Source organism: Rhizobium sp. GR12 (assembly GCF_036596185.1).
GTDB lineage: Bacteria > Pseudomonadota > Alphaproteobacteria > Rhizobiales > Rhizobiaceae > Agrobacterium > Agrobacterium nepotum.
This window is the reverse complement of sequence record NZ_JASXTH010000004.1, coordinates 301,778-327,500: the sequence shown is the minus strand read 5'-3', so window position 1 is coordinate 327,500 and position 25,723 is coordinate 301,778. Positions and strand designations below refer to the sequence as shown.

25 protein-coding genes and 1 pseudogene are annotated in these 25,723 nt (G+C 55.1%); 10 read left to right on the top strand and 16 right to left on the bottom strand.

The features are described 5' to 3' along the window. Window positions 1-353: 353 nt before the first annotated feature. Window positions 354-1,892 (bottom strand): PAS domain-containing sensor histidine kinase, encoded by a 1,539-nt coding sequence (locus QSK43_RS09290; protein WP_332303225.1) that lies wholly within the window; start codon window positions 1,890-1,892, stop codon window positions 354-356. Window positions 1,893-2,681: 789 nt separating this feature from the next. Between QSK43_RS09290 and QSK43_RS09285 the strand changes: the two genes are divergently transcribed. Then, window positions 2,682-3,095 (top strand): cupin domain-containing protein, encoded by a 414-nt coding sequence (locus QSK43_RS09285; protein WP_332303224.1) that lies wholly within the window; start codon window positions 2,682-2,684, stop codon window positions 3,093-3,095. 47 nt (window positions 3,096-3,142) lie between these two features. On the opposite strand, the gene QSK43_RS09280 is transcribed toward QSK43_RS09285, so the two are convergent. Next, a complete protein-coding gene (locus QSK43_RS09280; RefSeq protein WP_332303223.1) occupies window positions 3,143-3,562 on the bottom strand; it encodes an Rrf2 family transcriptional regulator in 420 nt (139 codons plus the stop codon). A gap of 105 nt (window positions 3,563-3,667) precedes the next feature. On the opposite strand from QSK43_RS09280, the gene QSK43_RS09275 reads away from it, so the two are divergent. After that, a complete protein-coding gene (locus QSK43_RS09275; RefSeq protein WP_332303222.1) occupies window positions 3,668-4,333 on the top strand; it encodes a DUF1971 domain-containing protein in 666 nt (221 codons plus the stop codon). Between the two features lie 16 nt (window positions 4,334-4,349). Beyond that, entirely contained in the window at window positions 4,350-5,561 is a 1,212-nt protein-coding gene (hmpA, locus tag QSK43_RS09270) for an NO-inducible flavohemoprotein (protein WP_332303221.1), read from the top strand. Between the two features lie 316 nt (window positions 5,562-5,877). On the opposite strand, the gene QSK43_RS09265 is transcribed toward hmpA, so the two are convergent. Further along, on the bottom strand, window positions 5,878-6,840 hold the full coding sequence (locus QSK43_RS09265; RefSeq protein WP_332303220.1) for an alpha/beta fold hydrolase: 963 nt from the start codon (window positions 6,838-6,840) through the stop codon (window positions 5,878-5,880). Window positions 6,841-7,033: 193 nt separating this feature from the next. Here QSK43_RS09265 and QSK43_RS09260 point away from each other — a divergent pair, with 193 nt between their 5' ends. Together QSK43_RS09260 and QSK43_RS09255 are read left to right on the top strand one after the other, a co-directional pair. Continuing rightward, complete coding sequence (locus QSK43_RS09260; RefSeq protein WP_332303219.1) at window positions 7,034-8,422, top strand: MFS transporter; 1,389 nt, start codon at window positions 7,034-7,036, stop codon at window positions 8,420-8,422. Between the two features lie 108 nt (window positions 8,423-8,530). Then, window positions 8,531-10,660, top strand: a complete 2,130-nt coding sequence (locus tag QSK43_RS09255) for a PAS domain-containing sensor histidine kinase (RefSeq protein WP_332303218.1) — start codon at window positions 8,531-8,533, stop codon at window positions 10,658-10,660. Between the two features lie 181 nt (window positions 10,661-10,841). Here QSK43_RS09255 and QSK43_RS09250 read toward each other — a convergent pair whose 3' ends face one another. Further along, complete coding sequence (locus tag QSK43_RS09250; RefSeq protein ID WP_332303217.1) at window positions 10,842-11,777, bottom strand: MBL fold metallo-hydrolase; 936 nt, start codon at window positions 11,775-11,777, stop codon at window positions 10,842-10,844. A 280-nt stretch (window positions 11,778-12,057) separates the two neighbouring features. Between QSK43_RS09250 and QSK43_RS09245 the strand changes: the two genes are divergently transcribed. The 3 genes from QSK43_RS09245 (at window position 12,058) to QSK43_RS09235 (ending at window position 13,960) form a co-directional block, all read left to right on the top strand. Continuing rightward, window positions 12,058-12,231, top strand: coding sequence for a hypothetical protein (locus QSK43_RS09245; RefSeq protein ID WP_332303321.1), 174 nt, complete (start codon window positions 12,058-12,060; stop codon window positions 12,229-12,231). 210 nt (window positions 12,232-12,441) lie between these two features. Next, window positions 12,442-13,026: a glutathione S-transferase N-terminal domain-containing protein gene (locus QSK43_RS09240; protein ID WP_332303216.1), complete on the top strand. Its 585-nt coding sequence runs from the start codon at window positions 12,442-12,444 to the stop codon at window positions 13,024-13,026. 448 nt (window positions 13,027-13,474) lie between these two features. After that, window positions 13,475-13,960: an MBL fold metallo-hydrolase gene (locus QSK43_RS09235; protein WP_332303215.1), complete on the top strand. Its 486-nt coding sequence runs from the start codon at window positions 13,475-13,477 to the stop codon at window positions 13,958-13,960. Window positions 13,961-14,654: 694 nt separating this feature from the next. On the opposite strand, the pseudogene QSK43_RS09230 reads toward QSK43_RS09235, so the two are convergent. The 3 genes and pseudogenes from QSK43_RS09230 to QSK43_RS09220 all read right to left on the bottom strand — a co-directional run. Then, window positions 14,655-14,933: pseudogene (locus tag QSK43_RS09230) on the bottom strand (integrase core domain-containing protein); the annotation flags it as partial. Between the two features lie 279 nt (window positions 14,934-15,212). Then, window positions 15,213-16,238 carry an HlyD family secretion protein gene (locus tag QSK43_RS09225; RefSeq protein WP_332303214.1) on the bottom strand — a complete coding sequence of 342 codons (1,026 nt, stop codon included), beginning with the start codon at window positions 16,236-16,238 and terminating at the stop codon, window positions 15,213-15,215. A 13-nt stretch (window positions 16,239-16,251) separates the two neighbouring features. Beyond that, a complete protein-coding gene (locus tag QSK43_RS09220) occupies window positions 16,252-17,787 on the bottom strand; it encodes an MFS transporter (protein WP_332303213.1) in 1,536 nt (511 codons plus the stop codon). 444 nt (window positions 17,788-18,231) lie between these two features. Between QSK43_RS09220 and QSK43_RS09215 the strand changes: the two genes are divergently transcribed. Next, on the top strand, window positions 18,232-18,513 hold the full coding sequence (locus QSK43_RS09215) for a GNAT family N-acetyltransferase (RefSeq protein WP_332303212.1): 282 nt from the start codon (window positions 18,232-18,234) through the stop codon (window positions 18,511-18,513). Between the two features lie 30 nt (window positions 18,514-18,543). Here QSK43_RS09215 and QSK43_RS09210 read toward each other — a convergent pair whose 3' ends face one another. The 4 genes from QSK43_RS09210 to QSK43_RS27160 all read right to left on the bottom strand — a co-directional run bounded on the left by QSK43_RS09210 (window position 18,544) and on the right by QSK43_RS27160 (window position 21,560). Further along, window positions 18,544-19,572 carry a glutathione S-transferase family protein gene (locus QSK43_RS09210; RefSeq protein ID WP_332303211.1) on the bottom strand — a complete coding sequence of 343 codons (1,029 nt, stop codon included), beginning with the start codon at window positions 19,570-19,572 and terminating at the stop codon, window positions 18,544-18,546. Window positions 19,573-19,683: 111 nt separating this feature from the next. Continuing rightward, a complete protein-coding gene (locus tag QSK43_RS09205) occupies window positions 19,684-20,520 on the bottom strand; it encodes a tryptophan 2,3-dioxygenase family protein (protein ID WP_332303210.1) in 837 nt (278 codons plus the stop codon). Window positions 20,521-20,686: 166 nt separating this feature from the next. Continuing rightward, entirely contained in the window at window positions 20,687-21,166 is a 480-nt protein-coding gene (locus tag QSK43_RS09200) for a carboxymuconolactone decarboxylase family protein (RefSeq protein WP_332303209.1), read from the bottom strand. Between the two features lie 181 nt (window positions 21,167-21,347). Then, window positions 21,348-21,560, bottom strand: a complete 213-nt coding sequence (locus QSK43_RS27160) for a hypothetical protein (RefSeq protein ID WP_442967815.1) — start codon at window positions 21,558-21,560, stop codon at window positions 21,348-21,350. A gap of 13 nt (window positions 21,561-21,573) precedes the next feature. On the opposite strand from QSK43_RS27160, the gene QSK43_RS27155 reads away from it, so the two are divergent. Continuing rightward, window positions 21,574-21,744: a hypothetical protein gene (locus tag QSK43_RS27155; protein WP_442967814.1), complete on the top strand. Its 171-nt coding sequence runs from the start codon at window positions 21,574-21,576 to the stop codon at window positions 21,742-21,744. A gap of 54 nt (window positions 21,745-21,798) precedes the next feature. On the opposite strand, the gene QSK43_RS09190 is transcribed toward QSK43_RS27155, so the two are convergent. The 5 genes from QSK43_RS09190 to QSK43_RS09170 all read right to left on the bottom strand — a co-directional run bounded on the left by QSK43_RS09190 (window position 21,799) and on the right by QSK43_RS09170 (window position 25,704). After that, window positions 21,799-22,005 carry an Rrf2 family transcriptional regulator gene (locus QSK43_RS09190; RefSeq protein ID WP_332303317.1) on the bottom strand — a complete coding sequence of 69 codons (207 nt, stop codon included), beginning with the start codon at window positions 22,003-22,005 and terminating at the stop codon, window positions 21,799-21,801. Between the two features lie 158 nt (window positions 22,006-22,163). Further along, a complete protein-coding gene (locus QSK43_RS09185; protein WP_332303208.1) occupies window positions 22,164-23,081 on the bottom strand; it encodes a LysR substrate-binding domain-containing protein in 918 nt (305 codons plus the stop codon). Between the two features lie 108 nt (window positions 23,082-23,189). After that, window positions 23,190-23,903 carry a nitroreductase gene (locus QSK43_RS09180; RefSeq protein WP_332303207.1) on the bottom strand — a complete coding sequence of 238 codons (714 nt, stop codon included), beginning with the start codon at window positions 23,901-23,903 and terminating at the stop codon, window positions 23,190-23,192. A gap of 656 nt (window positions 23,904-24,559) precedes the next feature. After that, window positions 24,560-25,180, bottom strand: a complete 621-nt coding sequence (locus QSK43_RS09175) for a glutathione S-transferase family protein (protein WP_332303206.1) — start codon at window positions 25,178-25,180, stop codon at window positions 24,560-24,562. A 95-nt stretch (window positions 25,181-25,275) separates the two neighbouring features. Next, window positions 25,276-25,704 (bottom strand): CBS domain-containing protein, encoded by a 429-nt coding sequence (locus QSK43_RS09170; protein WP_332303205.1) that lies wholly within the window; start codon window positions 25,702-25,704, stop codon window positions 25,276-25,278. Window positions 25,705-25,723: the final 19 nt, after the last annotated feature.

The following is a 25,723-nucleotide window of genomic DNA, read 5'->3' as shown; positions in this document are numbered from 1 at the left end:
TTGTGCCGCGAACGCACAGGCGCCGGGACTCCCCGGTACCTGTGGACCGCATTGGACACCAGGCCTCGCTCCTGTTCTTAGGTCGTGATTATCGCGTACCGGCGCACCTGCGGCCGTGGTTAGCCTTGATCTCGTCATGGTCCTACCAGTCGATTTTTGCTACCACAGTAGGCCATGCTGCTTGAACGCCAGCAAGCTATACGGTCGTTCTACCGCTTCCGCAAACTGGACCGGACGAGCCCCCCTCGCACTACTCGATACAGACGCACGCACATGTAACTGAGCTGCCGTTGGAGCCGATCGCTGACGAGTAACGCAAATCACGATGCCGGACTAACCTGCGATGCATTCCGCTATATTCGTGCGACCGGCAAGGAGAAGATGAAGATGGAACCCTGTGCACCGGTTTCCTCGATCCACAGCCGTCCACCATGGGCCTCGATAATCGACCGCGATATCGCAAGTCCCATTCCCATGCCTTTTGCCTTCGTGGTAAAAAACGGCTCGAAGATACGAGCGGGAAACTGTACGCCGCTCCCACGATCACTAACCTCAGTCAAGACTTCCATGTCTTTTCGGAAAACCCTGATTTTCAGGCGACGGTCTGAATGGACCTTCGACATCGCGTCGAGGCCGTTGCGGACTAGGTTCATCAATACCTGTTGAATCTGGATGCGGTCAAAAGGCACGAGTTGGAGATCATTTTCGACATCAATTTCTAAAGTCGCGCCGCGACGTAGCGCTTCGGCCGAGACGAAGTCGCGAACTTCGGCGATAACTTCATCAACAGTTGTGGCGTCGCGAACCTCGATTGATTGTTGGAACAGTGCGCGAATGCGCCTTACAACCTGGGTGGCAGAATTCGCGCTGTGAATAATTCGCTCGGCAGACCTTTTGGCACGGACCAAGTTAGGTGGATCGGCCTGAAGCCATGTGAGACAAGCATTCGTGAAATTGATGACGGAGGATAGCGGTTGGTTCACCTCGTGGGCAATTGAAGCAGATAGCTCTGCCAGGCTTGCGGCCTGACTGGCTCGCGCCAGAGCGTCCTGAGCGAGTCTTAAGTTTTCCTGCGCCTTCACCTCCCCGTCGATGTCGAGACAAATCACGTTCCACTGAACGATTTTCCCTTCGCTGTCCCTCATCGGCTTGGCCCGTGTCTCGACCCATCGGTACTCTCCGTCGAACCGGCGAAGTCGATGGCGACGCGCATATGGCTTTCCGGTCCTGAGGGAAAATGCATATTGCTCTTTAACCCCCGCCACGTCGTCGGCATGAACGCCTGCATCAAGTGTCGCATTCAGTCTGGATGCATCGCCATCATCCAGGTCCTCCAGCTCGTAACCAAGAAACTCTCTAAGCTGCTGACCGCGAAAAATTGGCTCGCCGTCTGCTCCGGCGCAATCAATCATCGCCGGCAACGATTCTACCAGTTGCCAGACCGAACGCTCTCGCTCTTTCAGGGTGTCCTCGCTGTGTTTTTGTTCCTCTATATCGTAGAGCACGCCGCACCACTGCTTGATCTCACCCTTTTTGTCGCGTGAAGGCTCTGCGCGCACTTCAAACCAGCGGTAAACGCCATCTGCGCGACGCAAACGATACCTCATCAAGCCGGGCTGACCCCGAGCGAGACCGTCCAGGCTCTCCTTGAACTGCACCGCATCTTCGGGATGTACCAATGAATTGAGGACGGTGGGGAGCCGTGTGTGATTCGCGCGATCAAGCTCGGATATGTCAACGAGACCGAAGAAGTCCAGTAGCTCCTTATTAAAGTAGACAGGCTCTCCGGTTGGGGTGGCGCGAAAGATGTGAACCGGGAGAAAATCGACCAATTGCCTAAATTCGTTCAACTGACTTTGGCAGGAACCCAGCCGGCGCTGTGCAATCAACAATAGCGATATAGCTCCGCCCGCCAGAAAAATGAAACTGGCTAACGACAAGGATAGGACCTGTAGCGCCACTAGATACCACACATGAATGCGAATTCCGACGATGAAACCGGCGCGTACAGGCTGATTTGCGGGTCAATGCGCACTCGTTGTCGGTGTCGTTCAGTTCCAACAGGGAAAAGACGTATTGACCGCGGCATCATGTCAAATAGCCGCTGTATGCCGGTTGTGATTGCCCGCATCATTTTTATCAAGCTTTCATCATCACCAGGTCGCTGCGAGTGGAGACGACAAGAATCCCCCTCTGACACCTCGCTCACTGCGTCTTCGGGACCGTGGTTGGATCGTGCAAAACTCAAAACCACGTCGGTTGAGCGTCCGGATGTTTTTGATGCAGACAATAAAACCTCCTCTGAGCAAGCGGAGTGACCTAGACCCAGCGTCCAGGCACCCTGATCTTTAAGAACTGGCGTCGAACCATGACGCTCTATTAAAAAAGGACCGTCTTCGGCGGAAAGACGGTCCTTGTGCGGCCTGATAGCCGCAATCCTTGGTGTTGGGGTCTCACCAAAGAGTTCGTCAGCCTCGCAGAGAGGAATTGCGATAGCGACAAACAAACGGTACGTGATTACTGATTGGCCGGGAATTATACATTGGTTTCCCCTGCCCATAGGGGCGGGTGATTGATCGATTTGCCTGCCCCACCGCCAAACCATCGTATATCTCACCATTTCCTTCGGCGACCAATAACTTAGGCCGAGCCGCTATTGGCTAAGATTGGAGAGAGAAACCATGTCAAGGGCCATTATAATCGCTGGAGTACTTGCCAGCATTTGGGTCATGCCTGCATTTGGCGCGCAAAAAGCGCACAATGCCAAGATAACGACCGTTTTTGACAGACAGATTCCAAATGTGCCGGGGAAGAGTATGCGTGGAGTTCTCGTCGAATACGGGCCCGGCGGATACAACCCCTCCCATATTCATGCCAAAAGCGCATTTATCTACGCCACGGTTATCGAAGGCGAGGTGAAAAGCAAGATCAATGACGGCAGGGAAAGGGTCTTCAAGACCGGTGAAAATTGGATCGAAAAACCTGGTGATCGTCACCAGGTGAGTGCAAATGCCAGCGACACCCGGCCAGCCAAGATTCTGGCCGTATTTGTCGTCGATACGGCTGAAACTGAACTGACCAAGCCGTTTCCGTGATTGGTAATCCTCGGATGAGGCGCACGTTCATTGTGCGCCTCATCCAGCTAAGCGACCGCAAGCATCATACGCAACTGCTGTTTGTTCCGGACAAGGTCAGCTACCGTGTATTTATCAAACACGCTGACGAATGCTGCGATAGCCTCTGACAGAACGGGGGGCACCCCACATGCTGGTGCGATCATGCACCTTGAGCACTCCAGAAGATCGTCAAGCCCCTCGGTGTGCCTCAGGACGTGCCCAAGGTTGATCTCGCTTGCTGGACGGGCAAGGCGGATGCCACCGTTTCTTCCACGCACCGCTTCAACAAATCCGTTGGCTGCCAAGTCCTGAACGACTTTCATCAGATGGTTTTGTGATATGTCGAACGTTTTTGAAACGTCGCGGATGGAGCCCAGTCCCGTGTCCCGGGAACCAAGGTAAATCAGTACGCGGATGGCGTAGTCAGTGTAGCGTGTCAGTCTCATGGGTGATGCCTGCGTCAAAATGACTAAGCCGATAACATGCATTTTGTTAGCATGTTTTCGCAATCCAGAATAGATGCATTTTAGATGCATATTTTGAGGTTAGTCATGGCCAGCGGTTTGACAGAAGCTGAAATCAACGAAGTCCTGCAGACGTTTTACGCGAAAGTCCGAACTGATCCGGTCCTTTCTGTCCCTTTTTCGGTGGTGCAGGACTGGGACGAGCACATGGTGAGACTGACGGATTTCTGGTCGTCGCTGACGCTGACAAGCGGTCGCTACAAGGGCAATCCGCTCTCAATGCATGTCATCCACTCCCACCTCATCCGTCCTGACATGTTTGATCGTTGGCTGGAGTTGTGGAGACAAACGACGACCTATCTTCTCGCGCCAGAAATCGCGTATGAGATGCAGGCCAAGGCCGTTCGTATCGCATCTAGGTTCTCGTTCGCTCTGTTTGGAGCATCAACCACATCGACCAGGAACGAGGCTGCCCCGCTCACCAGGCCAGTTCCCTACAAGACCACCGCGTCTTTTGATGAAGTGTCGTTGCCTGCCGCATTGCTTCGAGATCATTCGCTGAAAGCGGGATCGTGGGGACTTATCCGGGTCGAGCAAGGCAGCATCCAGTATCACGAAGTGGACATCTCGAAACTGATCGAGCCCGGAAGACCGGCAGTCATCCCACCCGTCTCAGTGCACCACCTCGCCCTCACAGGCCCGGTCAAACTCAAGATAGAGTTCTACGACCGGCCTCCCTTCCTCAACGCATAACCAGAAAGGAAACAGAATGTCCCGTCAGCTTTCTCCTCAGACAATCGAACTGGTGAAAGCCAGTATTCCAGCCTTGGCCGCACATGGCAACGAAATCACCAAGCGCATGTATGCCAGGCTGTTTGAAGACGAGCATATCAAGAACCTGTTTAACCACGCCAACCAGGGCGAAGGTGGCTCGCAGGTTCACGCGCTTGCAACTGCGATCCTCGGATACGCGCAAAACATCGAAAATCTCGCGGTTCTGACACCGGTTGTCGAGCGGATCACCCATAAACATATCGGTTATCACATTCTTCCGGAACATTACCCTTATGTTGCGACAGCACTGTTGGCGGCGATCAGCGATGTTCTCGGCGAAGCTGCGGCACCGGAAATTCTCGATGCCTGGGGTGAAGCCTATTGGTTCCTTGCCGACATCCTCAAGGGTCGTGAAGCCAACCTGCGAGATACCATCGAAAGCCAGAGCGGTGGCTGGAATGGCTGGCGTGAATTCATAATTTCCGAGAAGCTGCCTGTAAGTGAGGTTGTCACGTCCTTCATTCTACACCCAACGGACGGCGGCAACGTTATCAGGCACCGCCCCGGCCAGTACCTGACCTTCAAACTGCCGGTGAATGGCGATCAGGTAAAGCGCAACTACTCGATCTCCTGTGGGCCCAACGACGAGTTCTACCGGATATCAGTGAAGCGCGAAGCGAATGGGGACGGTGGTTCAAGATATCTGCATGATGACGCGCAGGTTGGTACGGTTCTCGAAGTGACGCCTCCGGCTGGCGACTTCTTCCTGCCAGATGAGCCAACACGACCGGTCGTGCTGCTGTCGGGTGGCGTTGGCCTTACACCCATGGTCAGCATGCTGGAAGCAATCGCAAAGGACTATCCGGAACTGAATGCGCATTTCGTTCATGGCGCACTCAACAGCAAGACCCATGCTATGGATCGCCATGTTCGTTCACTTGCGTCGACACATGGCCGCATCGCCGTCTCGACTTTCTACAGCGAGCCGTCAGGATCGGACGCAACCGGTTTATCCCACGACCATGACGGATACATCAATATCGACTGGTTGCGGAAAAACACCTCGCTCCACACATCGGACTTCTATCTCTGTGGACCCAAGCCTTTCCTGAGGTCGCTGGTGAATGGACTGCTGCGGGCCGGGGTTTCAGGTGACCGGATTCACTATGAGTTTTTTGGCCCTGCCGATGAACTGATTGCAGCATAAAAAAAAACCGGCCGAGCCTTGCTCGGCCTTCCCCTCTCTAACGAAGTGACAATCATGAGCACGCTTCGAAATTCATGCGGAACTGTTGGGGGGCTGCACGCCGCAATCTGCGGTGTTGATGCGAATATCTTTCCAGATCGAGCAGACAAAACCACACACTTCTTCGATCCTGATCATCCGCATGGGCCGAAAGGAGATGTTGAATTTCATACGCCGGCACACTATTGAAACGCTTGGCGCCACACCTGCCTCCGCGGACCCCAAGAACGAAACCGGACGAAAAGCCCGGCTTCCAGCCATTGTCTTGGTCGTGTCATTAGGGTGAAGGAAGAAATTCCATCAGTGCTTTTGTGACCGCCTGAGGTTTTTCCTCCGGAACCCAGTGGCCGGCGCCCTCAACGACGATGCCTCGGACATTGTCCGCCACGTTGCGGATATGGCCTTCATACATTGCTCCCATACCACCACTCCCACTCATCGCTAAAACCGGCATACGGAGTTTTCGTCCGGCAAATAGCCGGTTCGTTTCGACATCCTTTGGAAAGGCACGATAATATTCGAAACCTGCTCTAAGAGCACCCGGTTGCGCATAGGAGCGGCCGTAGATCTCGTCTGCCTCGTTGTTAAAAGCATTGGTGTTGACGCCTTCGACGTTATGAAACCACTTCAAATATTCCAGCTCCCGACCGGATATAAGCATTTCAGGAACATCACGAACTGCATGGAAGCGGAAGTGCCACGTCCGAGGTCCCTGAATGATCTCCTCCCAAGGTTCTATGCCGGGGAGAGGCACATCCAGAATGGACAGCGTCTCGACCTCGTCAGGGTGCTGGGCGGCATAAGCATAAGCGACCATACCGCCCATGTCATGTCCTACGAGATTGACCGAGGGACCGAGCCCCAAGCGGGTAACGAGCTTCCGGATGTCTTCGGCAATGTGCGCTTTTTCATAGCCATCTACCGGTTTGGCGGTGTCACCAAGCCCTCGAAGGTCGGCCGCGATCACTGTGTATCCCTTCGCTGCCAAGTCCGGCATGACATACCGCCACATGTACGACGTCGTCCCCCACCCGTGGAGCAACACCACCGTCCGTTGGCCACCATGTGCCAAAAGATAGTGGTAGTTTACGCCGGCAACATCCAGCTTTCCGTCTACGATTGACGACGCCTCCTCCCCCTTGAGGTCAACGATCAATTCCCGCGCAACCGACGTCGTCGACATTCCAAAACCAAACACCCCCACTCCGACGATGAGGGAGGCCAAAAAACCAAGCCGCATTGCAAACTCCATGATAAGACCACTTAGCCACAAAGCCCGAAATCATCATCAACTCATATAGAACCATGGTTTGGCTAGCACGCCGCTCTCAACAGGTGCCAAACGGCAAGCCCTCGAAATTCAGCTGGTTGATCGCAGCGCAATTGCAGCTGCCTGAACAGGGAATCACTTCTCGCCGCGGATTTGAGCTTGGATGAAGCGTTCCAATCGTACTAATTTGGGAACGGAAAATGGTCGGTTTTCATCCTTCGCGGGGAGCGGTACACCTTGTCCTCGTCATCGAGTGATAGGGACGATCATAAAATTCTGCGCCATCAGCCTTCTCTTATGGCAACTTGCGAAGCCAACCAATCGAGGTGGTTTGAAAAAGATGATCGGGGACATCAGTGAATTGAACGCGATACGCACCCGTCCTTTTCTTGAAATAGCTGCCACTTTGTTCAGCGTTATCGTTTATACGTCTGCCAACGGCTTCATGACCGGCGGGCTGTCTGTAGCGGGGAGACAACTTGGGCTGGGCGAGGTCGAGATTGGCCTCATCCTTGGAAGCGGCGCATTGATCGGCGTTCTCTGCGCGCCGGTGTGGGGCTATATCTCGGAAGTCTGGAGCAGACGTGCGCTTCTTCTCCTAGCAGTCCCAATGATAACATTCGGGCCTGCTGCGATGGCTGCGATTGTTGGGGAATGGATGGTTTTACAAACTACCGCAATCGGTCTCTCATTGGGAGTTGCAAGGCTTGTTCAGGCCGCTTTTGGCGCTGCCCTGATCCCTGTTGCACAGGCGGCCATGGCTGATTTTACTGTGCCCGCCCGGCGGGTCAGCGGTATGGGCATTCTCAGCGCGGTTGTCAGTTTTGGCACGCTGACTGGTTCTGCGCTGCTGTGGCTTACGGGCAGGTTTGGTTTGGTTTCAGGCTTCACAACGATTGCTGCATTCGGAATCCTCGCATTGATAGGTGTCGCCGCCTGTATGCCGCAGACCAGTCCCCGCCATGAAATTTCACGCGAAGAATCGCTCGTTCCCCTTGCAAAAGTCTGGCCTTTCCTCGTTTTAACCTTCGTCGGCTTTACCTGTTACACGACTGTCCCACCGATTTTCGCCCTGAGGCTGATGGACAAGTTCGCGTTCGAGAGCGGTGCCGCAGCCTCTCAGACGGGGCTGGTGCTAACGCTTGGAGTCATCGCGGTTTGTGCGGCTCAAGTCATTATCGCTATTAGACGAAACTGGAACCCGACGGTTATGCTTCGTCTGGGCAGCATCGGCATCTTTGCCGGACTCCTTTTACTTTTATCCGCAAAAGACATAGGAGAGATGTCGGCAGCTATGACCGTTATCGGCTTCGCCGTGGGATTTTTGGCACCCGCAATTCTTGGAGCAATCAGCCTTTTAGGAGGGCGAGGCAGCCAAGGCAAAATCGGAGGATTGAACATGGCAGCGCGAGGCTTGGGGTCAGCGCTTGGGCCAGTGCTGGGGACGACGCTCTATCACGTTTCACCTGACCTTCCGATCATCGGATCTATGGTTTTGATTGGCGGCGTCCTTCTACTCACATTCATTCTGCCGAGGGTGGACACACGGTGATCACTGGTCGGCTCTGGTGTCCTAGATCGTAGCCAACACTGGATTTCAGAAAATGAACTGCGGATGTGACAACCGATACTTGACTTCATCCCAAGGTGATCGGAAAGAATGACGAAGACAATCGAAAACCATCACGCGCGCCGTTTCCTCGTGGCCGCAGCCTGCCTTGGTAGCGCAGTCCTGTATTGGCTGACGGCCAGTCAGGCCCTGCTTCTTGTGCCCGTCGTCGCGCTCGCATGCCACGCGACACGACGCTCACTCCTGATTGTCATGACTTTCTGGGCCTCGGCACTTGCCGGTGGAATCTTGATCGCATCGACAATTCCGGCTTGGTGGCATCACGAGATCGCGTCTTGGATCTCCTTGTTTTCCGCCGCACTTTGCATCTGCTTGTTTCTCATGAGCAGAACCCCGACGAGGGAGTCTGAAGATCATGACATAGCTCCCAAGCGAAATAGGATCGGCCCACAGGCACTGAACGAAAAATTCCTCAAAACCGTGCATCCCGAAGACAGAGATGTCGTAAGTCAGGCATCATCGCGCGCTTTTTGGAGCGGTTTTCCCCAGATCGTGCGCTACCGGCAGCTACAGCCAGATGGCAGCTACGGTTGGGGTGAATTCAGAGCTGAACCTGGATACGAAATCGCAGGCGATACGCCGGCAAAGATCTCCGCGCAACATCTGCCATGGTCCATTGCCAATTCGGTGGGCGAAACCGCTGAAGCTGCCAGGATCGCCTTGGTCCTTGAAACCTTGTTCGGGACAGGCTGGTCGATGGACACATCAGGGCGTTTTACCTATGCAACGCCGAACGCGCAGACAACCGTCGGTCAAACGCTTGAGCAAATGAATGAACGCCTTACAGAACGTGACTTTCTTGAAGGCGGCGATCTTGGCTGGAAAGAAATGTTTCACCCGGACGAGTATGAGCGCGTCGCACATTCCCTCCGGCAAAGCCTGACAACTGGAAACCATTGGAATAACGAATATCGGCTCAGGCGTGTTTCGACCGGCGAGTATGGCTGGCATCGCGTCGCAATGAGGCCAACCCGAGACCAGGAAGGACGCATAACCGGCTGGTACGGTATGTCCATCGACATAACCGTCTATAAACAAACCGAAGCAGCGTTGCGTTTGCGCGAACAGGAGCTTTCGCAACTTGTAAACATGGTGCCAGTCCATATTATGCGGCTGGATGGTGACGGGCGGCCGACATTTATCAGCAAGGCGACTTTTGATTTCTTCGCTCTGGGAGACGAATTCGCCGAAAACCCGCTTGCGGTGCTTGAAATTGTGAGGGGTGCCATTCATCCAGATGATCTGGCGAGACTAAGCGCGTCGCTCAGGCAGGCCATGACAACACATGAACGCGTGGCGATCAGATGGCGCGTTCGCCGCTTCGACGGCACGTATCGGTGGATGGATAGCCGTGCGGAGCCGATACGCGATACAAAGGGCGCGATTATCGAATGGTACGCTGTTTCGCTTGACGTCAATGATCAAGTCTTGGCCCAGGAAGAACTGCGCGTAGCCCAGGAAAATCTTGCTCGTTCCAGCCAGGCAGCAAATCTCGCAGAACTCTCCGCATCGATCGCTCACGAGGTGGCTCAACCTTTGGCGGCATTGCTTTCCAGTTCGGAAGCATGCCAGCTTTGGCTTGCGACGGATCCCCCCAATGTCGACCGGGCTTTACAGGCCCTGGAACGCATTGTCCGTAGCGGGAGGTCTGCGACAGACATTGTTCGCCGAATCCGTGGGCTGTTTGCTCAATCGCCGGAAGCGAGAGGCCCTACCGACTTGCCGGCGGTCATTGGAGAAGCGCGAGAACTCCTTTCCGGAAATCTCCAGCGCCACCGCGTGAAGCTGGAGGTCGAGCTGGGGGAGGATATTCCTACGCTTAACGTTGACCGCGTCCAGATGCAGCAGGTCTTCATCAATCTCATGAGGAACGGTATCGAGTCTGTCGCGACCAGCGACAGTGAGCGTATTTTGACCGTTCGCGTTCGGCAGAATGGTCAAACTGTTCACACCACCATTAGTGATACCGGCGCCGGAATAGGCGACTCCGCCAAAATCTTTGAGCCCTTCTTTACGACGAAAGAGCACGGAATGGGTATGGGATTGGCAATTTGTCGGTCTATCGTCACGTCCCATGGTGGCGAACTATGGGCGGAGAAAAATGAACCTCACGGAGCCACATTCGTCTTCACACTGCCGATGGACCATTCGGGGACATAAGGTGACCGAACATGATAACGACCCCAAAATTCGCCTTGGAAGCCTCACTTGGATTCCGAAGAATTGGTAGCCGAACGTCGAAACGTCCGGCCACGACTTGCTGACAACTCCATGGTTCGGAATTATCGATCCCGCGAAACGGCAAACCTCATCAGGCGCATGTTTTACCTTGCCTGGTTCCTCAATAGTCCCAGACAACAGGAACCCAACGAAACGCTCCACCGTCAACCGCAACACGACCGACGGAAGGAAACGGCAAATGCGTTGCCACCAGCAACTCACCACTCGCTGATAATTCTTTGAGAAGCTCTACTCTGACCCGGGCAGCTTCCTCGGGGTCGTGCTCGAAACCATTGAACCAATCTGGACGCTCAAATCCCACAGCGAAGATTGCGTCACCAGCGAAGGTCAACGCGTCGCCGCCAGATGCAATACGGATGACAGAATGACCTGGCGTGTGTCCGCCAGTGCGACGCGCAACAACGCCCGGCGCAACCTGCTGTTCATCATCGAAGAGTTGAAGGTGATCGCCGTACTCGGCCAGGAACTTCTTGGCCGTGGCGCGCAGAGCATCGGGAAAACCTTCCGGCATTTTCGTGCGCGTAAAATCAGGCGATTCCCAGAATTTTGCTTCCGCTCTGGCGACGTGGATGCGCAGGTCAGGGCGAAGCTTTTCCTTAATGCCCTCGACCACAAGACCACCGATGTGGTCCATATGCAGATGCGTGAGAACGAGATCAGTTACAGACGACAGGTCGATATCCGCCGCCCCCAAACGCTTAAGCAACTGGCCTGCTCGCGGAAGATTAAGATCGGGGTCGAGACCCAGACCCGCATCAAGGAGAATAATCTGATCGCCACTGCGTACGATGACGGCGTTAAGTGGCCAGTCGAATGCATCGGCTGGCAAGAACTGGCTCGCCATCCAGTTAGCGCGGACCGCGGGATCCGCATTGTGGCCCAACATCTGTGCAGGCAGCGGCAAAACGCCATCACTAATGACCATCACGTCAATGTCGCCGATTTTTACAGCATAGCGTGACGGAACCAGCTCACTCTTGCCGGGCTTGCCCTTGTGGAACGTGTTATCTGCGGGAACATTTGTCTGCAGGGACATGAGATACTCCTCTGTTGAGTTGCGCGCCACCGTCGCTGCTCTGGGATGAGATTTCTCAGACCACGAGGCGGTTACTGATCAAGTACAAATTACCCCGCAACGGCCTGTCTGTCGTTGGTGATGGCGGTATTCAGTTCTAACGTTGCCTGGAAGTCGTCGTAATCCAAACCAAGGTTTGGGAAGAGGTCTTCGTCGGTCGCTGGTAGTTTTCCAGTTTAGCGTACCGGTCACAGCCAACGCTGCGGGCCGAACAAAGATGCTCAAAAACGAGGATTACAGCATGACAGACCCCGCCGAGAAATCGCCTGCAGTCGAATCCATAGAAAGAGAGCGTGCAGAGCAAACAGAGCATGCAGTCGCGGATGAACTTGAAGAGGGACTTGAAGATTCGTTTCCCGCATCTGATCCGATCTCAGCGACGAGCGCAGGTGATCGGAGGTCGCCGGGCAAATGAGCCTGTTTCCAGACGGGCGTCACTACCCGCGGCAAATTCTCGGGAAGAAACACCGATCGGAAAATTCTGCTGTCAATATGTGCCCCCCTGAGCGAGCAAGCTGCCCAGCCGCTTAGCGTGCCGGTCGGCCGCCGACTTAATCCCCAATATCCAACCGCCACCTGGGCGTACATAAAACATCCAGGCCACAAAATCGAACAGGAAAGTTCTATGAAGCTCTACTATTACCCTGGCGCCTGCAGTCTGTCGGATCATATAGCACTCAGAGAAGCTGGTGCCGATTTCGAAATCGAGCAGGTGGATCTCGCAACTAAAATCACAGCGTCAGGCAACGACTACAGACAGATTAACCCTAAGGGTTACGTACCTGCACTTGTATTGAACAGCGGCGATAAACTCAGCGAGAACGTTGCTATCCTAGATTGGATCGCCTCAAGATACCCAAACCTGGGCCTGACGGGTGAACTCGGGAGGACTCGACTTCTTGAAGCTCTGGCCTTCATTTCAACAGAACTGCATCAAGGTTTCGAATCTCTTTGGTCTCACCGGAGTATCGAAGAAAGAACCCGTGCGAAGGCGAGTCTTTCTCCGAAATTCGCGTTTCTCTCCAATAGCTTCAAGGGTCAATTCCTGTTTGGAGATAAGCCAACGGTTGCCGATTTTTATCTGTTTGTGATGTTGTTATGGGGGGAGCGTTATTCGCTTGCTGTCCCTGCGCACCTCATGGAGTTTCGCGAAATGCTGACGAGGAGGCCGTCGGTGAAGGCTGCAATGGAAGCAGAGGCCCTGCTTTAGCAAATGAGCCCAACCGGGCCGCGTCGTGGTCTGCCCACATCATTGCGGCTGCTCTCCATGGGCTCATGGGGAGCAACCTATTAGGGCCCACCTGGTTCTGCCGAAGCCTCCGTTGGCTTGTGAAGGCATGGCTGACCTCCAACCGACGATTCCATGGGCGACGGCATCGATCGCAGAAGCTATATACGCGACGCTGCCAGATCGCGAAAAAAGTCGGGACCCATAATCTGCCCGTTACGATGGTCAGTATGGCTTTGATCGTAATGACTTTTCTCCCGTCTCACCCAAGGCGAGTCTGCCGCTCTCCTACCCATACTCATGTTTAGCTCGATCCCCGCCACGCAAGGGCTACAAATAACAGTTGGCCCCCGGGCAACAGAAACCCGTGTAAAGCGGCACCCCTCCTCACCTGGAAAAGCCACCTATCCGAACATAAATGGAGCGAACAGTGAATCTAAATCTGACCGACCCCCCTAGTGCCGTCCATGATATTGTCCTCTCTCGCTATGTAGTGAAGGTTGCTGGCATTGAGGCCATCATCATAAGCGATGGAATTTTGACGCCGCCCGCCGAGTCAATAGCAACAAATGCCGATCCGGTAACACGCAATGCATGGCTTGACGAATGCTTCTTGGATCACAAGGCGTTTGATTGGGCGCTAAACGCCGTGGTGGTTCGAAGCGGCAATCAGACGATCCTCGTGGACAGTGGCCTGGGAGAAGAGTACCCGGATTTTTCTCGCGCCGGCCAGTTTGTGTCCCGCCTTGAGGCCGCAGGCGTTGATTTCCACTCTGTGACCGACATTGTACTCACTCACACGCACTTCGACGACGTTTGTGGGCTTCTAGCAAGCGGTGTGAAAGAACGACTAGGAAGCGGTATTCGGGTTGACGAGCCGCTTAAATGGTATCTGTTTCAACACAGATTAGGGTGACTGTCTTCAAGCCACCATTCGATGGTGACGACCAGTCGCGATAGCCTGGACAAAGAAGATCAAAACGCCTGCTGCCAGACAAGAGTGCACCCCATGATTTAACCCTTATGTAACGCAGGGTGCAAATGTCTACCAGGTTAGCCTAACACATCCATAACAGTCGTGCCCGACAATAGGCGCGCCTGTAGCCCGGCAATTCCACTTCCCCTTGCCCCAGTGCGACAGTTGCCTGACCGAAATTCAAGAGCCGCTGACGCCCCACCAGACCAAAAGGGGCCTCAGGTAGGTAAAAATCAAAAGGCACCGACAATCGATGAAGAACCAAGAAGCTCCGAGGAAACCGATCACACGTGGAAGGCGCCGAATATTCCTAATTGAACTTTCATTACGGGATTTGATTGACGACCCGCTTATATCACTGATGAACAAGGCCGATCGCTTTGACCACGAAGATTTCTGCTTTTTACTAGAGAGCGCAGCAAAGACGTGTTCGCAGACACCGTCTGCACGAAAACGTAAAAAGCAGTAATGCGTCGCAGCGAAAAAACAGTTAATTGGTCTTTATCGCGCTCAGGAGAGGGCTCGATATTATCTGCCTCACACCCTTTATCGACAGCAGCGGGATGTCGGAAAAGAGGTGGCTCGGTTTGTCTGACCAGTTTCGGGCGTTTTGCTAAGTGGATTCCCGCCTCGATTATGCCGCCACCATCATTGGTGCCGGCGCGTTGAAGTAGGCCTGATCCGGCGTATGCCGGTCAAGGGATGAATGTGGGCGTCGGCTATTGTAAAAGGTCAGATATCGACCAATGCTGACGCGAGCCTCGAACACGGTCTTGTAGGCGTGTAGGTAGACAGCCCCGTATTTGATCGACCGCCAGAGCCGTTCGACGAAGACGTTGTCCCGCCACGCACCCTTGCCATCCCTGGATATGGCGATTTCCGCCTTCTTCAGCACCACCGTGAAGTCCATCGAGCCTGCTGAGAATACCGCTGATTGAGAAAAGGCTGGCGTCAGGATCTATAGTTTGATACTGACATGCCGCACCTAGGGGCGCGGAGCCGCATACTTGGCTTAGCTCGTGATCAATGAGTTGCCGCAGCGCGACAACATCGCCCAAATCGAAGATCTCCTGCCGGTCAAATCTCCCCAGACTGCGCGCGCCAATCACAGCTGCTATCGCTAACCACTTCACGTAGCCGGGGAAGGCATAGAACAGCGTTGTCAATTTGGAGGCTAACCCATCCTGTTGACTTAATCAGTGATGATTTCCGGCGCAACGGACATACCCACCCGCAAACGCTCTAGGAAGGGTTGGCCCGGCTCCAGCTTGATCCGCACTGGCAGCCGTTGGACGATCTTCGTAAAATTCCCTGTGGCGTTGAGTGGTGCTATCGGTGCGAAACTTAGCCCGCTCGCAGCACCGATGCTTTTAACGGCCCCATTCAGCTTCACTCCTGGAACGGCGTCGACTTCAATCGTGACGCGTTGTCCCGACTTGACATTTGCAAGCTGCGTTTCCCGATAATTGGCACGAATATAGATCTCATCGAGGGGGACGACGGAAACGAGCGTGGTGCCCGTCGCAACGAACGCACCCTTCCGTAACGCCTTTTGGCCAATCATGCCTGAGATCGGGGCCTTGATTGTGGTGTATGACAATTTCAGCTCTGCCTCGTCTCGCGCAGCATTCGCCTTACTCAATGCTGCCTCTGCACCCTTCAAGTCACTATGTAGAATTGACAACTGACTGGTGGCAGCATCGAAAGCAGCGACATGACTTGCTTCTACAGCCGTTGCCGCCGAAAGCGATGACTCTGCCTGTTCGAGTGCCTGAATCGTAGACGATCCATTTTTCGCGAGTTGTCGCTGTCGAACTGCTACCGAGCTGGCGAGCGCGAGTGCAGCTCTATCGGCGTCAACCGTAGCACGTGCCTGCGCGATTAGCGCACTTTGGCGTAAAATTTGAGCTTGCGTAGAGTTCACCGCCGCCTCAGCCACACCAACCACCGCCTCGGCCTGATCGGCTTCAACTTTATAATCCCTCTGATCAAGAATGGCGAGAACGTCGCCCTCCTTCACCCACTGATCGTCTTCAACGAGCACATCGGATATAACCCCTGATACTCGCGAAGACACATTAGTATAGTCCGCCTGCACATATGCATCATTTGTCCATTGCCTGTCAGCCTCTGATTCAGGTTTGTTGAAATGAGCGTAGGCAAAGGCAAGAACAATGGCGGCGGTGCCGCCGACCCCGTAAGAGGTGTAATTTTTCATAAGACGTGTCCAGTTAAGGTTTGTTGTGATTTTCTTCAGCATACGTGGGAGGGGGGATGTATTGAGCCAGCAATACGACCGGGACCAGGATGAGGGCGAGGCATCCGAGAACGCGGTAAATGTCTGCGGTTGCCAGCGTCGCGACCTGCGGTGCAATTAGCGCCACGAGTTCGGATGGGGTGTAGTTTTGAGGAACCACGGCATCGACTGCCCCAAGACGATCCACCAGGATCTCTGAGTGAAACCGCTCCCTGAGTTCGAGCAGCCGACCGACCGCCGCCCCTCCCATAAGTGAGCCGAGGGCACGCAACGTATTAACGCAACCAGAAATATAGGGCCCCTCACTTGGATGGACGACACTTGTCGTTAGAAACAACAGGGGGACAACCGCCAGCGGTTGCCCGATTGCCTGCACCAATTGAAGCGTCAGGAACTCCCGCCATATCCAGCTGCTATCTAGTTGCGCGCCCCAGAAACACGCAACCGCTATGAAGCATAGGCCCGTTGCCAGAACGAACCGGGCATCCACCCATTTTTGATAGATCAGTGCCGCGACGAGAGACCCGAGAAGGACCTGGGGAAGGCCTATCAGGAGTGCAATTGGCGCATTGTCCGCAGAACGATAGCCCCACACAAGAGACAGAAAATTGGTCGGAACAACTGCCCCCGAGGCGAACACGATCAACAAGAAAACGAAGGCGGAGAACAGGATTCCAAGGTTACGACGCCCTAAGAGCTGGAGCTTTACAAACGGCGTCGGGTGGTGCCATTCCGTCAATGCATAAAGCAGCGTCGAGACAATCCCGAACGTCAGCGCCCAGCAGATCACCGGCGAATTGAACCAGTCCAGCCGGTTGCCCTGGTCTATCGCGATGGCGACTGCGATCAACCCCGGCGCGCCTGTCGCCAATCCCTTGAGATTTATTCCTGAGAACCTCGACCACTGGATATGTTCCCTTGGGAACCCCCACCATACCATCATGACCGAGAACGGCGCGAAGATCAGGAATTGCCAGTAAATCCACCGCCAATCTACAAGAACGTCCGTCCAGATCCCTACAAGCCAAACCGAGATGTTCGGTACAAATGTTGCAGTCATCGCGTAAAGAGCAAGGCCATGCAAGCGCAGGTTCAAAGGGAGGATCCTTAGCGCTGCAGACATGAGCAACGGAATAAGCCCGCCCGCAGCAACGCCATGAAGAAATCTCATAAGACATAGCGTGTTTATGTTGGTAGTCAGCGGGGTCAGGATGGCGAGGACGGAAGCCATTGAAATCATAACAAGGTGGTAGCGCCGCATTGTGAAGGTGACGGCAAACCAAGATGCGAACGGCATGACGGCCAACTCGCCCGCCGCGTAGCTTGTGTTGACCCAAGAAAATTCGTCGAGGCCGAAACCCAATCCACCACGCATATCTGCGAGGCCGAGAGAGCCTGACCTGCTGTTTAACCCGGCCGTAATGGCACCGATGAACACGCCGGAGAGACCGACAAGTGATCTGATATTCAGGGTGCCGATTTTGAATTGCACGTGATGCTGTTGTTCCATGTTGCCTCTGTGCCTTTCGTTGGTCTCTTAAGCACCAACTCAGTACACCGCCGCGCTGATATCGATGGCGCTCTATTCCAGTATCCGGTTGCTCGGATTTGCAGTGGCAGAACAGGCGCCCGATTATCCCTAACCACTTCAAGCTCCCCGACAATCCAAACGAACGTTTGGGCGCTGACGTCGCAAACGTTAATCGGAGCAGACGACACAAGCGCCGTAATATGATCCAGACATTTCTATTCGCGAATTATCTGCCGCGACGTGACTTTGAGAACATTGCCCAAGGTCCTAGGATATTCCTTCCATTGAGCCTTGCCCGACTTCGCGGCATTATCGAATGGAAGTCTGTAGGCAATACATCGGGACGACCAGCCAAACGATGGTTTGCGTTGACGGTCGGGGGGAGCCCGCCGACCTTACGGCGCACAAGAAGGAATGATCCCAATGCTATACGATATCACGAAGAACCTAACTCTGAGCCGCTTCGAGCTGCCAATCAATGAAGAGGCGGTCGCGGCAGCCTACTACCGCGAGGAAGACGGCGTTATTGTTCTGGTCCACACCGAGGTGCCCTTCGAGTACGCCGGCCAAGGCTATGCCACCCGGCTGGCGGACGCGATTTTCGCCAGCCTTCGGGCAACCAATGAGAAAATTCGGCCTAGGTGCGAGTTCATGGCTCGGTATGCCACTCAACATCCAGAGTTCAACGATCTCATTCGTTGGTGATCGATCCCGACGCTCAGGTTGGTCGAGACTTCAGGTGGCCAGGTAGTCGGAGGGGGGCATGGATGATATGGTAGAGGCGAGGACCTCGGACTGAATCGAAGGCAGCTTGAGGAGATGTTCAAGGTATACATCGATCTGCGGCAAGTCGCTCCATAGCCTTGCCAATCCCAGATACTTCAAACGAACCAGACTGACCGCCCAGAAGAGGTCTGCCAGCGTCAAGTGGGCTGCGCAAAGCCAAGTGAATTCTTTTTGCCGCAAGTCATCATCGAGCTTGAGAAGAATGTTCCGGGTGAAACCGCGGAGATCTTTCTGGAAGCCGGGATCGCGGCGGACTTCTCTGCCGCCAGCTTCCTTCGCGATCTTCGCCTGATACGCAGCAACGAGGTAGGCGTCTGCTTCGTTGGCTTTGATTAACGCGGTCAATGCTTCGATCTTCTCCTCGTAGACCGAAGACATCGCCTGCTTGATTGGCTGAGGGCGCCTGTCGTCTTCCGGATGAAAACCATAGAGGAGGCCAGGATGCGGAGTTAGATCGACTGCGTTGAGCTGTCTCTGCACGTTCTCCAACTGAACGAGATCCGTTGGAACGAGCCGGTTCGTTCCCGGCAGAACGGCGTCTATGTGGACGGAAATGCGCAACGAGTCGACGACGACCTCGCCCGTATCGAGGTCCACTAGCGTGGGAACCGCGCACGGGTCCAGCCCGGCGTTGGAAACGGAAGAAATACCGGAGTATGCTTCGACCAACCGTGCCCTCATGGCCTCCCTCCCCTCCAGCCTGAGGCGCACATACTCAGGCGCGTAGTTCTCGGCGGGAACCAGTACCCCATCTGGCTGCCTGTGACCGAGAATGAGCATTTCGTTAGACTCGAATGCTGCCCCACGCTGAACCAAAGTCGCCCGCACCTTCTGTGAGCAGAACGACATCGCAGCATGAAAAAGGACGAACCTGCCCTTGTGGTCCCCGCTCGGATTTCGCATTGTTCCAACGCGAGATTTCTCCACAATGCCCTTCTGGGCCAGTTGGACCATTGCTTCCAATTTGGATCTATCCATTCTCGTATTCTCCGGGTTTCATTGGCGGACAGGCTCATGTGCGGAACCCCTCCTTCGCGGCGACATCGATCGTGACCGGCTAGTATTTCGGTCGGGGGCGGCCGCCCTCAATCAGGAAACCATCCCGCGTGCGGTCCAGACTTCCGGGAAGGGAATCTCGTCCATCGTGGGCAAGAGCCACTGAATAGCATCGACCCCGTGATACGCAGGTCGGGAACCGAACGTTCGCCTGGTGGCCATGAGATGGAGGTATTTCCAGTTCGTGAACTCGACGGCGATGTCGGCTAACAGCTCAGCGAGAGTTCTCCAAGGGTCCGCCGGATCGTCCTTCCGATAGATGCAAGCCCAAATTTCCTCGATGTCCTTGCTAGGCAAATAGGCCGCGGCGTAGTTCGGGGCCAAATACTCGGAAGGGACTGGTTTTCCGTCGCGGGCCAATGCGGCGAGAATCTCATCATAGAGGCTAGGTGAGTTGAGGCGCTCGCTGAGCTGCTTGTGGCGATGTGGTTGCGGCTCGAAATGTTCGAGCGATGGCCTGTCCTTGACCCCCAGAAGAAACACCATTTCCCGAAAGGTCCAGCCCTGGAGAGCCGTATCCTTGCCGTGCTTCGCGGCGAGCCCCTTGAGGATCGGCATCAACTCGGCTGGCGTCAGCCAGGAAAGCGACCGCCAGTTGGCGTTGAAGGCTTCCATGTGGCTGACGATCCGGCGAAGCACGCGATTGGTCGAGGGAACATTGTCGCCACGCAGTTCGGCCTGTGCCGTGAGAAGTTCGCGGGTGATCAACGCCCAATATATTTCGCTTATCTGGACGTTTGCCAGAAACGCGGGCTCGGCAGGACTATCGCTTACGAGATCCTGGAGCGTATGGAGGATCTCTGTCTGGACATATCTGCTGTAAGGGGTGCCGCCATCGGCCGCCTGCTGCTTCATCACGATCTCACTCATCGTTCCATCCTCATTATTGACGCCGGTCTTCTGATCCGGTCAGGCACGTAGGGTAGGAGCAATCGCGGTACTCGGACAGGCGGGTGTTCTTCGACTCTGCGTTCAAAACATTGGACGACGGAACCGGGCGGCCAACTCCTCATTAACCGCCCGCAGCCGGCACGTCTTACTCGAGGCCGGCCTTGTCGAGGCCGAACGCCTTATCCGCTGAGCCAGGCACTGCCTTCGCGGCAACGCTTGCGCGGTTCCACATGTTGATCGCCATGATCTGGAAGGTCAGATCAGAAATTTCCTTTTCGGAAAGCTGCCCGCGCACGCGCTCGTAGAGTTCGTCCGAGACGCCGGCCTCCGGGAGCTTCGTCAGTGCCTCGGTCCACGCCAGGGCAGCCCGTTCACGGGGACTGAACAGCGTAGATTCGCGCCATGCGGCGAGGTGATAGAGTCGGAGTTCGCGCTCTCCGTGTATCTTAGCCTCCTTCGAATGCATGTCGAGGCAGAACGTGCATCCATTGATCTGGGACGCGCGAATGTCGACAAGATCCAAAATTGACTGCTCGATCGCACCATTCTTCACTTCGTTGCTGAGTGCCATCAGGCCCTTGAAGAGGTCCGGAGAAAGCTGCGCGTAGTTAAGCCGCTGTGTCATAGTGATCTTCCAGGTTGGAATTGGTTGGCGGCCAATCCGGCAGAAGTTATCTCTGCCGAGGCCGCCGTTATCGTCTGTCGCCCGGTCCCCTCCGCATAGCTATACGAGCGTTGGGGTGACACAACGCACGCTCCTATGCTTACGCCCGGCCACCAGTCGGCGGCACGGGCGCAATCGCTTGTCACGCCGCCGCGATGAGGTCGTCTGCCGGACCGAAGAACTCGTAGTGAACGCGGTCCGGATGCGCGCGTGCCTTCAACAGTCCAGTGATCAAAGCGGCGACGGAGGGCCTTGGCCCACAAATCAACACCCCGTAGAAGGCATCCCCTTCGTGCGTAAGGCTCAGTGTACGCGTTGATCGGCGAAACGGTTTTGCGCCCAGCAGCAGTTCCAACCGCGAGACGCTTTTGGACGTAGCCGAGGGCGTCAACCCCAAGGTTCTTGGCGGCAGCGCTGAAGGAGCCAATCTCTACTATCCTGACAAAGGCGACCATGCCAGCCATCTCATTGAGGATGCTTTTCATTCGTCGCGCGCCGCGCAAGCTGTGATCGCGCATCTCTCCGATTTTCTCTTGTGACAAGCCAATTTCGAACGCCAGCTTATTCACGCTGTGCGTACGCAGCACGTCTCGTCACTGACTTTCGACCGCGTCCGGGGTGCGGCACAACCGATAACCGCCGAAAATGCCGTGAGATCCCGCGATGATGCCTGCGCGCGACAATGCTTGAAACGTTTTTGAGAGATACTCCTTCGGCAAGTCATACAGCGTGGCCATCGACTTCATCGAAAGACTTTCGGCCCCCTTCAAGCCGATCATCGGCAAAACACCATAGGACAGCGTGTTCGACTTGACTTCGTAGTATCACCAGAAGGGTTCCTCTCAAAAAGCGCAGCACATTCCATTTCAAGAGGAGCGCTCGCGTCACAGATTACCCGGCTTCCAGATCCGCTGACACGCAAACCCATGTTGGGGTTGAACGATGGACCTTGGTGCGCCTAATCGGTCCGCGGCGTGAAGGCAGTTACCTTGGGAACCTCGGCGGCTAAAAAGTCCACGAGCGACCGTACCGCAGGGAGCAACCCATTTCGGTGGGGTATCAATGCGCTCATCCGCGCGTCCGCAGCCATCCAGCCGGGCAAAATCTGCAGCAGCCGTCCCGCCGCAATCTCTTCACGACACATGTAGCCAGGTAGCGCGGCCACGCCGAGATTGGCACAAGCCGCCTCCTTCAGCGCGATCATGTTGTTACTGAGAAATCTCGGATCGATCGGGACGTTGGCCTCTTGCCCGCCCGGCCCCTTCAACCTCCACATTTCTGCGCCGTGGCGGTCCATCGCCAATGTCGAATGTTCGCTCAAGCTCAGCGGGTCGATTATATCGCCCGCTACCCAAAGGTATTCTGGGCTGGCGAAAAGATACCATGGCACGCTCGCTATGCTTCGTTGGACCAGCGTTGAGTTCTGCAATAACGCGACATGGCCGCGCAATGCGAGATCGAAACCCTCGGCGACCATATCGACCAGTCTGTCGGTGGCTATCTCGACAATTTTCACTTTCGGATATTTGTTAAGGAACGTAGGAATAAGGTCTCGAAGCGCAAATTGAGCAATCTCGACCGCCGTCGTTATCCTGATCGTTCCGCTGGGCTCGTTAAGCCGTTGCCGGACGGACTCTTCCGCTAGGTCGGCGCTATGCAACATCTGCAATGCGTATTGGTAGAACTCGGCGCCGACATCCGTCATGCCGAACTGTCGTGACGTCCGATTTATGAGCCGGACGCCAAGCGCGCTCTCCAACTCGCGCACTCGGTGGCTCAGTGTCGACTTCGGAACCCTCAAGCTCTCGCCGGCCGACGTGAAACCACCTCGGTCGACGACCTGAACGAAGAAGTAAACGTCCTTGAGTTCGAGCATCGACACCTACCTACCTGAGTCGCGAGAGCGGAAACGCATGAAAGCCATCGCGATCGCGATGGCGTTCAGTATCGACGTCCGTGACAAGATCAGTCAAGATCGCAGAGTTCAACTGACGAACTTCACGAACTCATTAATTTCGAGCTTGTGATTGGTCATGTTGTTTTCGGCCAAGCTGTTGTCGGCGTAGCCCAGAGAAAGGCCGGCGATCACCATGTCGCTGTCTGCAAAGCCCAGTTCATCTCGTAACATGTTGTGCTGCAGTGACCAGATCTGTTGCGCGCACGTATCCAACCCGCGAGCCTTCGCGGCTAGCATCAGGCTCTGCAGAAAGCAGCCGTAGCAAATGAAGCTCGCCCATTCGAGTTTGCGATCCATCGTGAAAATCATACCGACGGGCGCTTCGAAGAAGCGGAATTGCCGTTCGACGTCCTTCAGCCTTCCGTACTTATCGCTCCTAGGGACGCCGACCGCATCGCCAAGCTGTCCGCGAAAGAGATTAAAGCGACCGATGAACGGGTCATGCAAAGGTTGTGGAAAGAAGGGATATTCCGGGGCGAGCTTCTCAGGCCCCGCGCGAAAAATATCGACCGCCCTGGTGGTGATGCGGTCACGGGCATCCCCCGTGAGCACATGGCACTTCCAAGGTTGAGTATTGCTTGAGCTGGGCGCGTAGCGCGCAGCGCTCAGTATGTTGCGCACCGTTTCGTGAGAGATCGGATCTTTTAAAAACCCCCTCTTGGCCCGCCTCTCCATCATTACCCGATCGACGATCGTCGACCTGGCGACGGCACTTTCTTCCCATTTCGCGTTAGCATGCATGACAGCTCCCCTTTCGTTGTTTTTTGAGCTGCAAGAAGACTATTCCGTCTCCCCGTTTTTAGAAGTTCGTCCATTTGTACGCATGGTCCGAGAGACGCGAACGATACCGGCTCGGCTGCTCCTCATGTGAGTTCAACGGACTTGGCTTCGGTGAAAACCCATCCACGAAGGTTCGAGATTTCGCCTAGCCGTTCCATCGATGGAAGATGCTCACAGTTCCAGAGCACGTGAAAATGTGATCGGGATTTCCCGTCACGGATGAACATGACTTCCTCGGTGGGGTGATGAGGTCGCTATTGCCGACACCGTCGGCGATGATGGGCTTCGCAAAGCTGGCGAGCGCATCCGCCTGCGCGTGCCACAGGGCAGAATCCCACAAGCAGGCCCGATAGCATTACGACCGGCAGTTTTTCGCTCGTGCCGCCGCCACTCCGAGAGGCGTTTTGATCTCGCTCTCCATTTCGTCGTCGTATATCCCGGAAAGCACGAGGGCGCCGCCATGCTCCGCCGCCGCGGCGTTCTTGGTCCTGATCCAGGCGACAAGATCATCCACAGGCTAGGTCGCTTTGCCGCGAGGCGCAGCCCGCAGCCGTCCACGATGAAACTCAACCTTGATATTGGATCGTCACGCTAGGGGGAAAAGTGTGCGCAGGATATTAAACGAATTGGTAGCTACTCACATCGAAAATTCCCAACAAGCCAGGTTGCGATCTCACGCGATCGAGCCAAGCACTGATATGGGGAAACCGTTCCATGTCGAACTTTCCCTCGTGCGCCAATGAGACATAGGGGAAAAGGGCAAGATCCGCCAGTGTATACCCCTCTCCAACCAGCCAATCATTCGTGGCTAGCCAGCGGTCTAGCTTTTCTAGCCCCAGATACCCGTCCGCGTGCAGCCTCTCGATTTGTTGGGACATCTTGTCGGCGATCCCACGGATATGGTACATTCTAGCCAACGGTATCGATCGCTGCAGATCGCCTTGTTCGAAAAACAACCAGCCAATGACTTGGGACCGCATATAGGAGTCGTCCGTTAAGAGAGGCGACCCCTCCGCGAGGTGTAGAAGGATTGCCGCGGACTCGACGATGGTGCGGCCGTCCTCGAGCTGAAGCACAGGAATTCGACTGAAGCGGTTGAGCTTGTAGAATTCGTCGGTCTTGGTCTCTCCTGACTCCAAGTCAAGCGTGTGTCGTTTGAACGGCTTCTGCAATTGGTTCAACAAGATCCTTATCTTCCACGAATTGCCTGAGAAGCGGCTATCATAGAGTTTAAGCATCGGCTGGCCCCTCACCGTTTTTGATGAACGAGTCCGACCTTAGACGTCCTGCGAGCAGTTTGACAATAATAACAATGTTTGTTGCCCTGCCTTCGTCAACCTGCGATGTACGAACGGATGTACTCGGCCTCATATTCAATCGCTCGGATATGATGCCGTACCACGTCTCCGATCGAGATTATGCCAGCGAGCCGGCCATTCACTTGGACAGGAAGGTGGCGAGCTTTGTGCCGGTTCATCGCCTCCATCAAGCCGTTGATGCCCGTTTCCTTTGTGCAGCAGTGGACGTTTTTCCACATTACCTGCTGGAGATCCTCGGCCAACGCCCGCGCCCCGCTCCTTGCGATTACAGAAACGACGTCTCGTTCCGTGAAAATTCCTTTGATGGAGTTCTGCTCATCGACCACAACGACAGCTCCAATGTGGTTGTTGTGGAGGAGCCGGCATACCTCCGCCACCGTTGCCTTCGGCGGAGCGGTAACGACCCCACATCCTTTCTCCTTGAGGATTCCCTGTACTGACATGCCCTTTCCTCCATTGTGA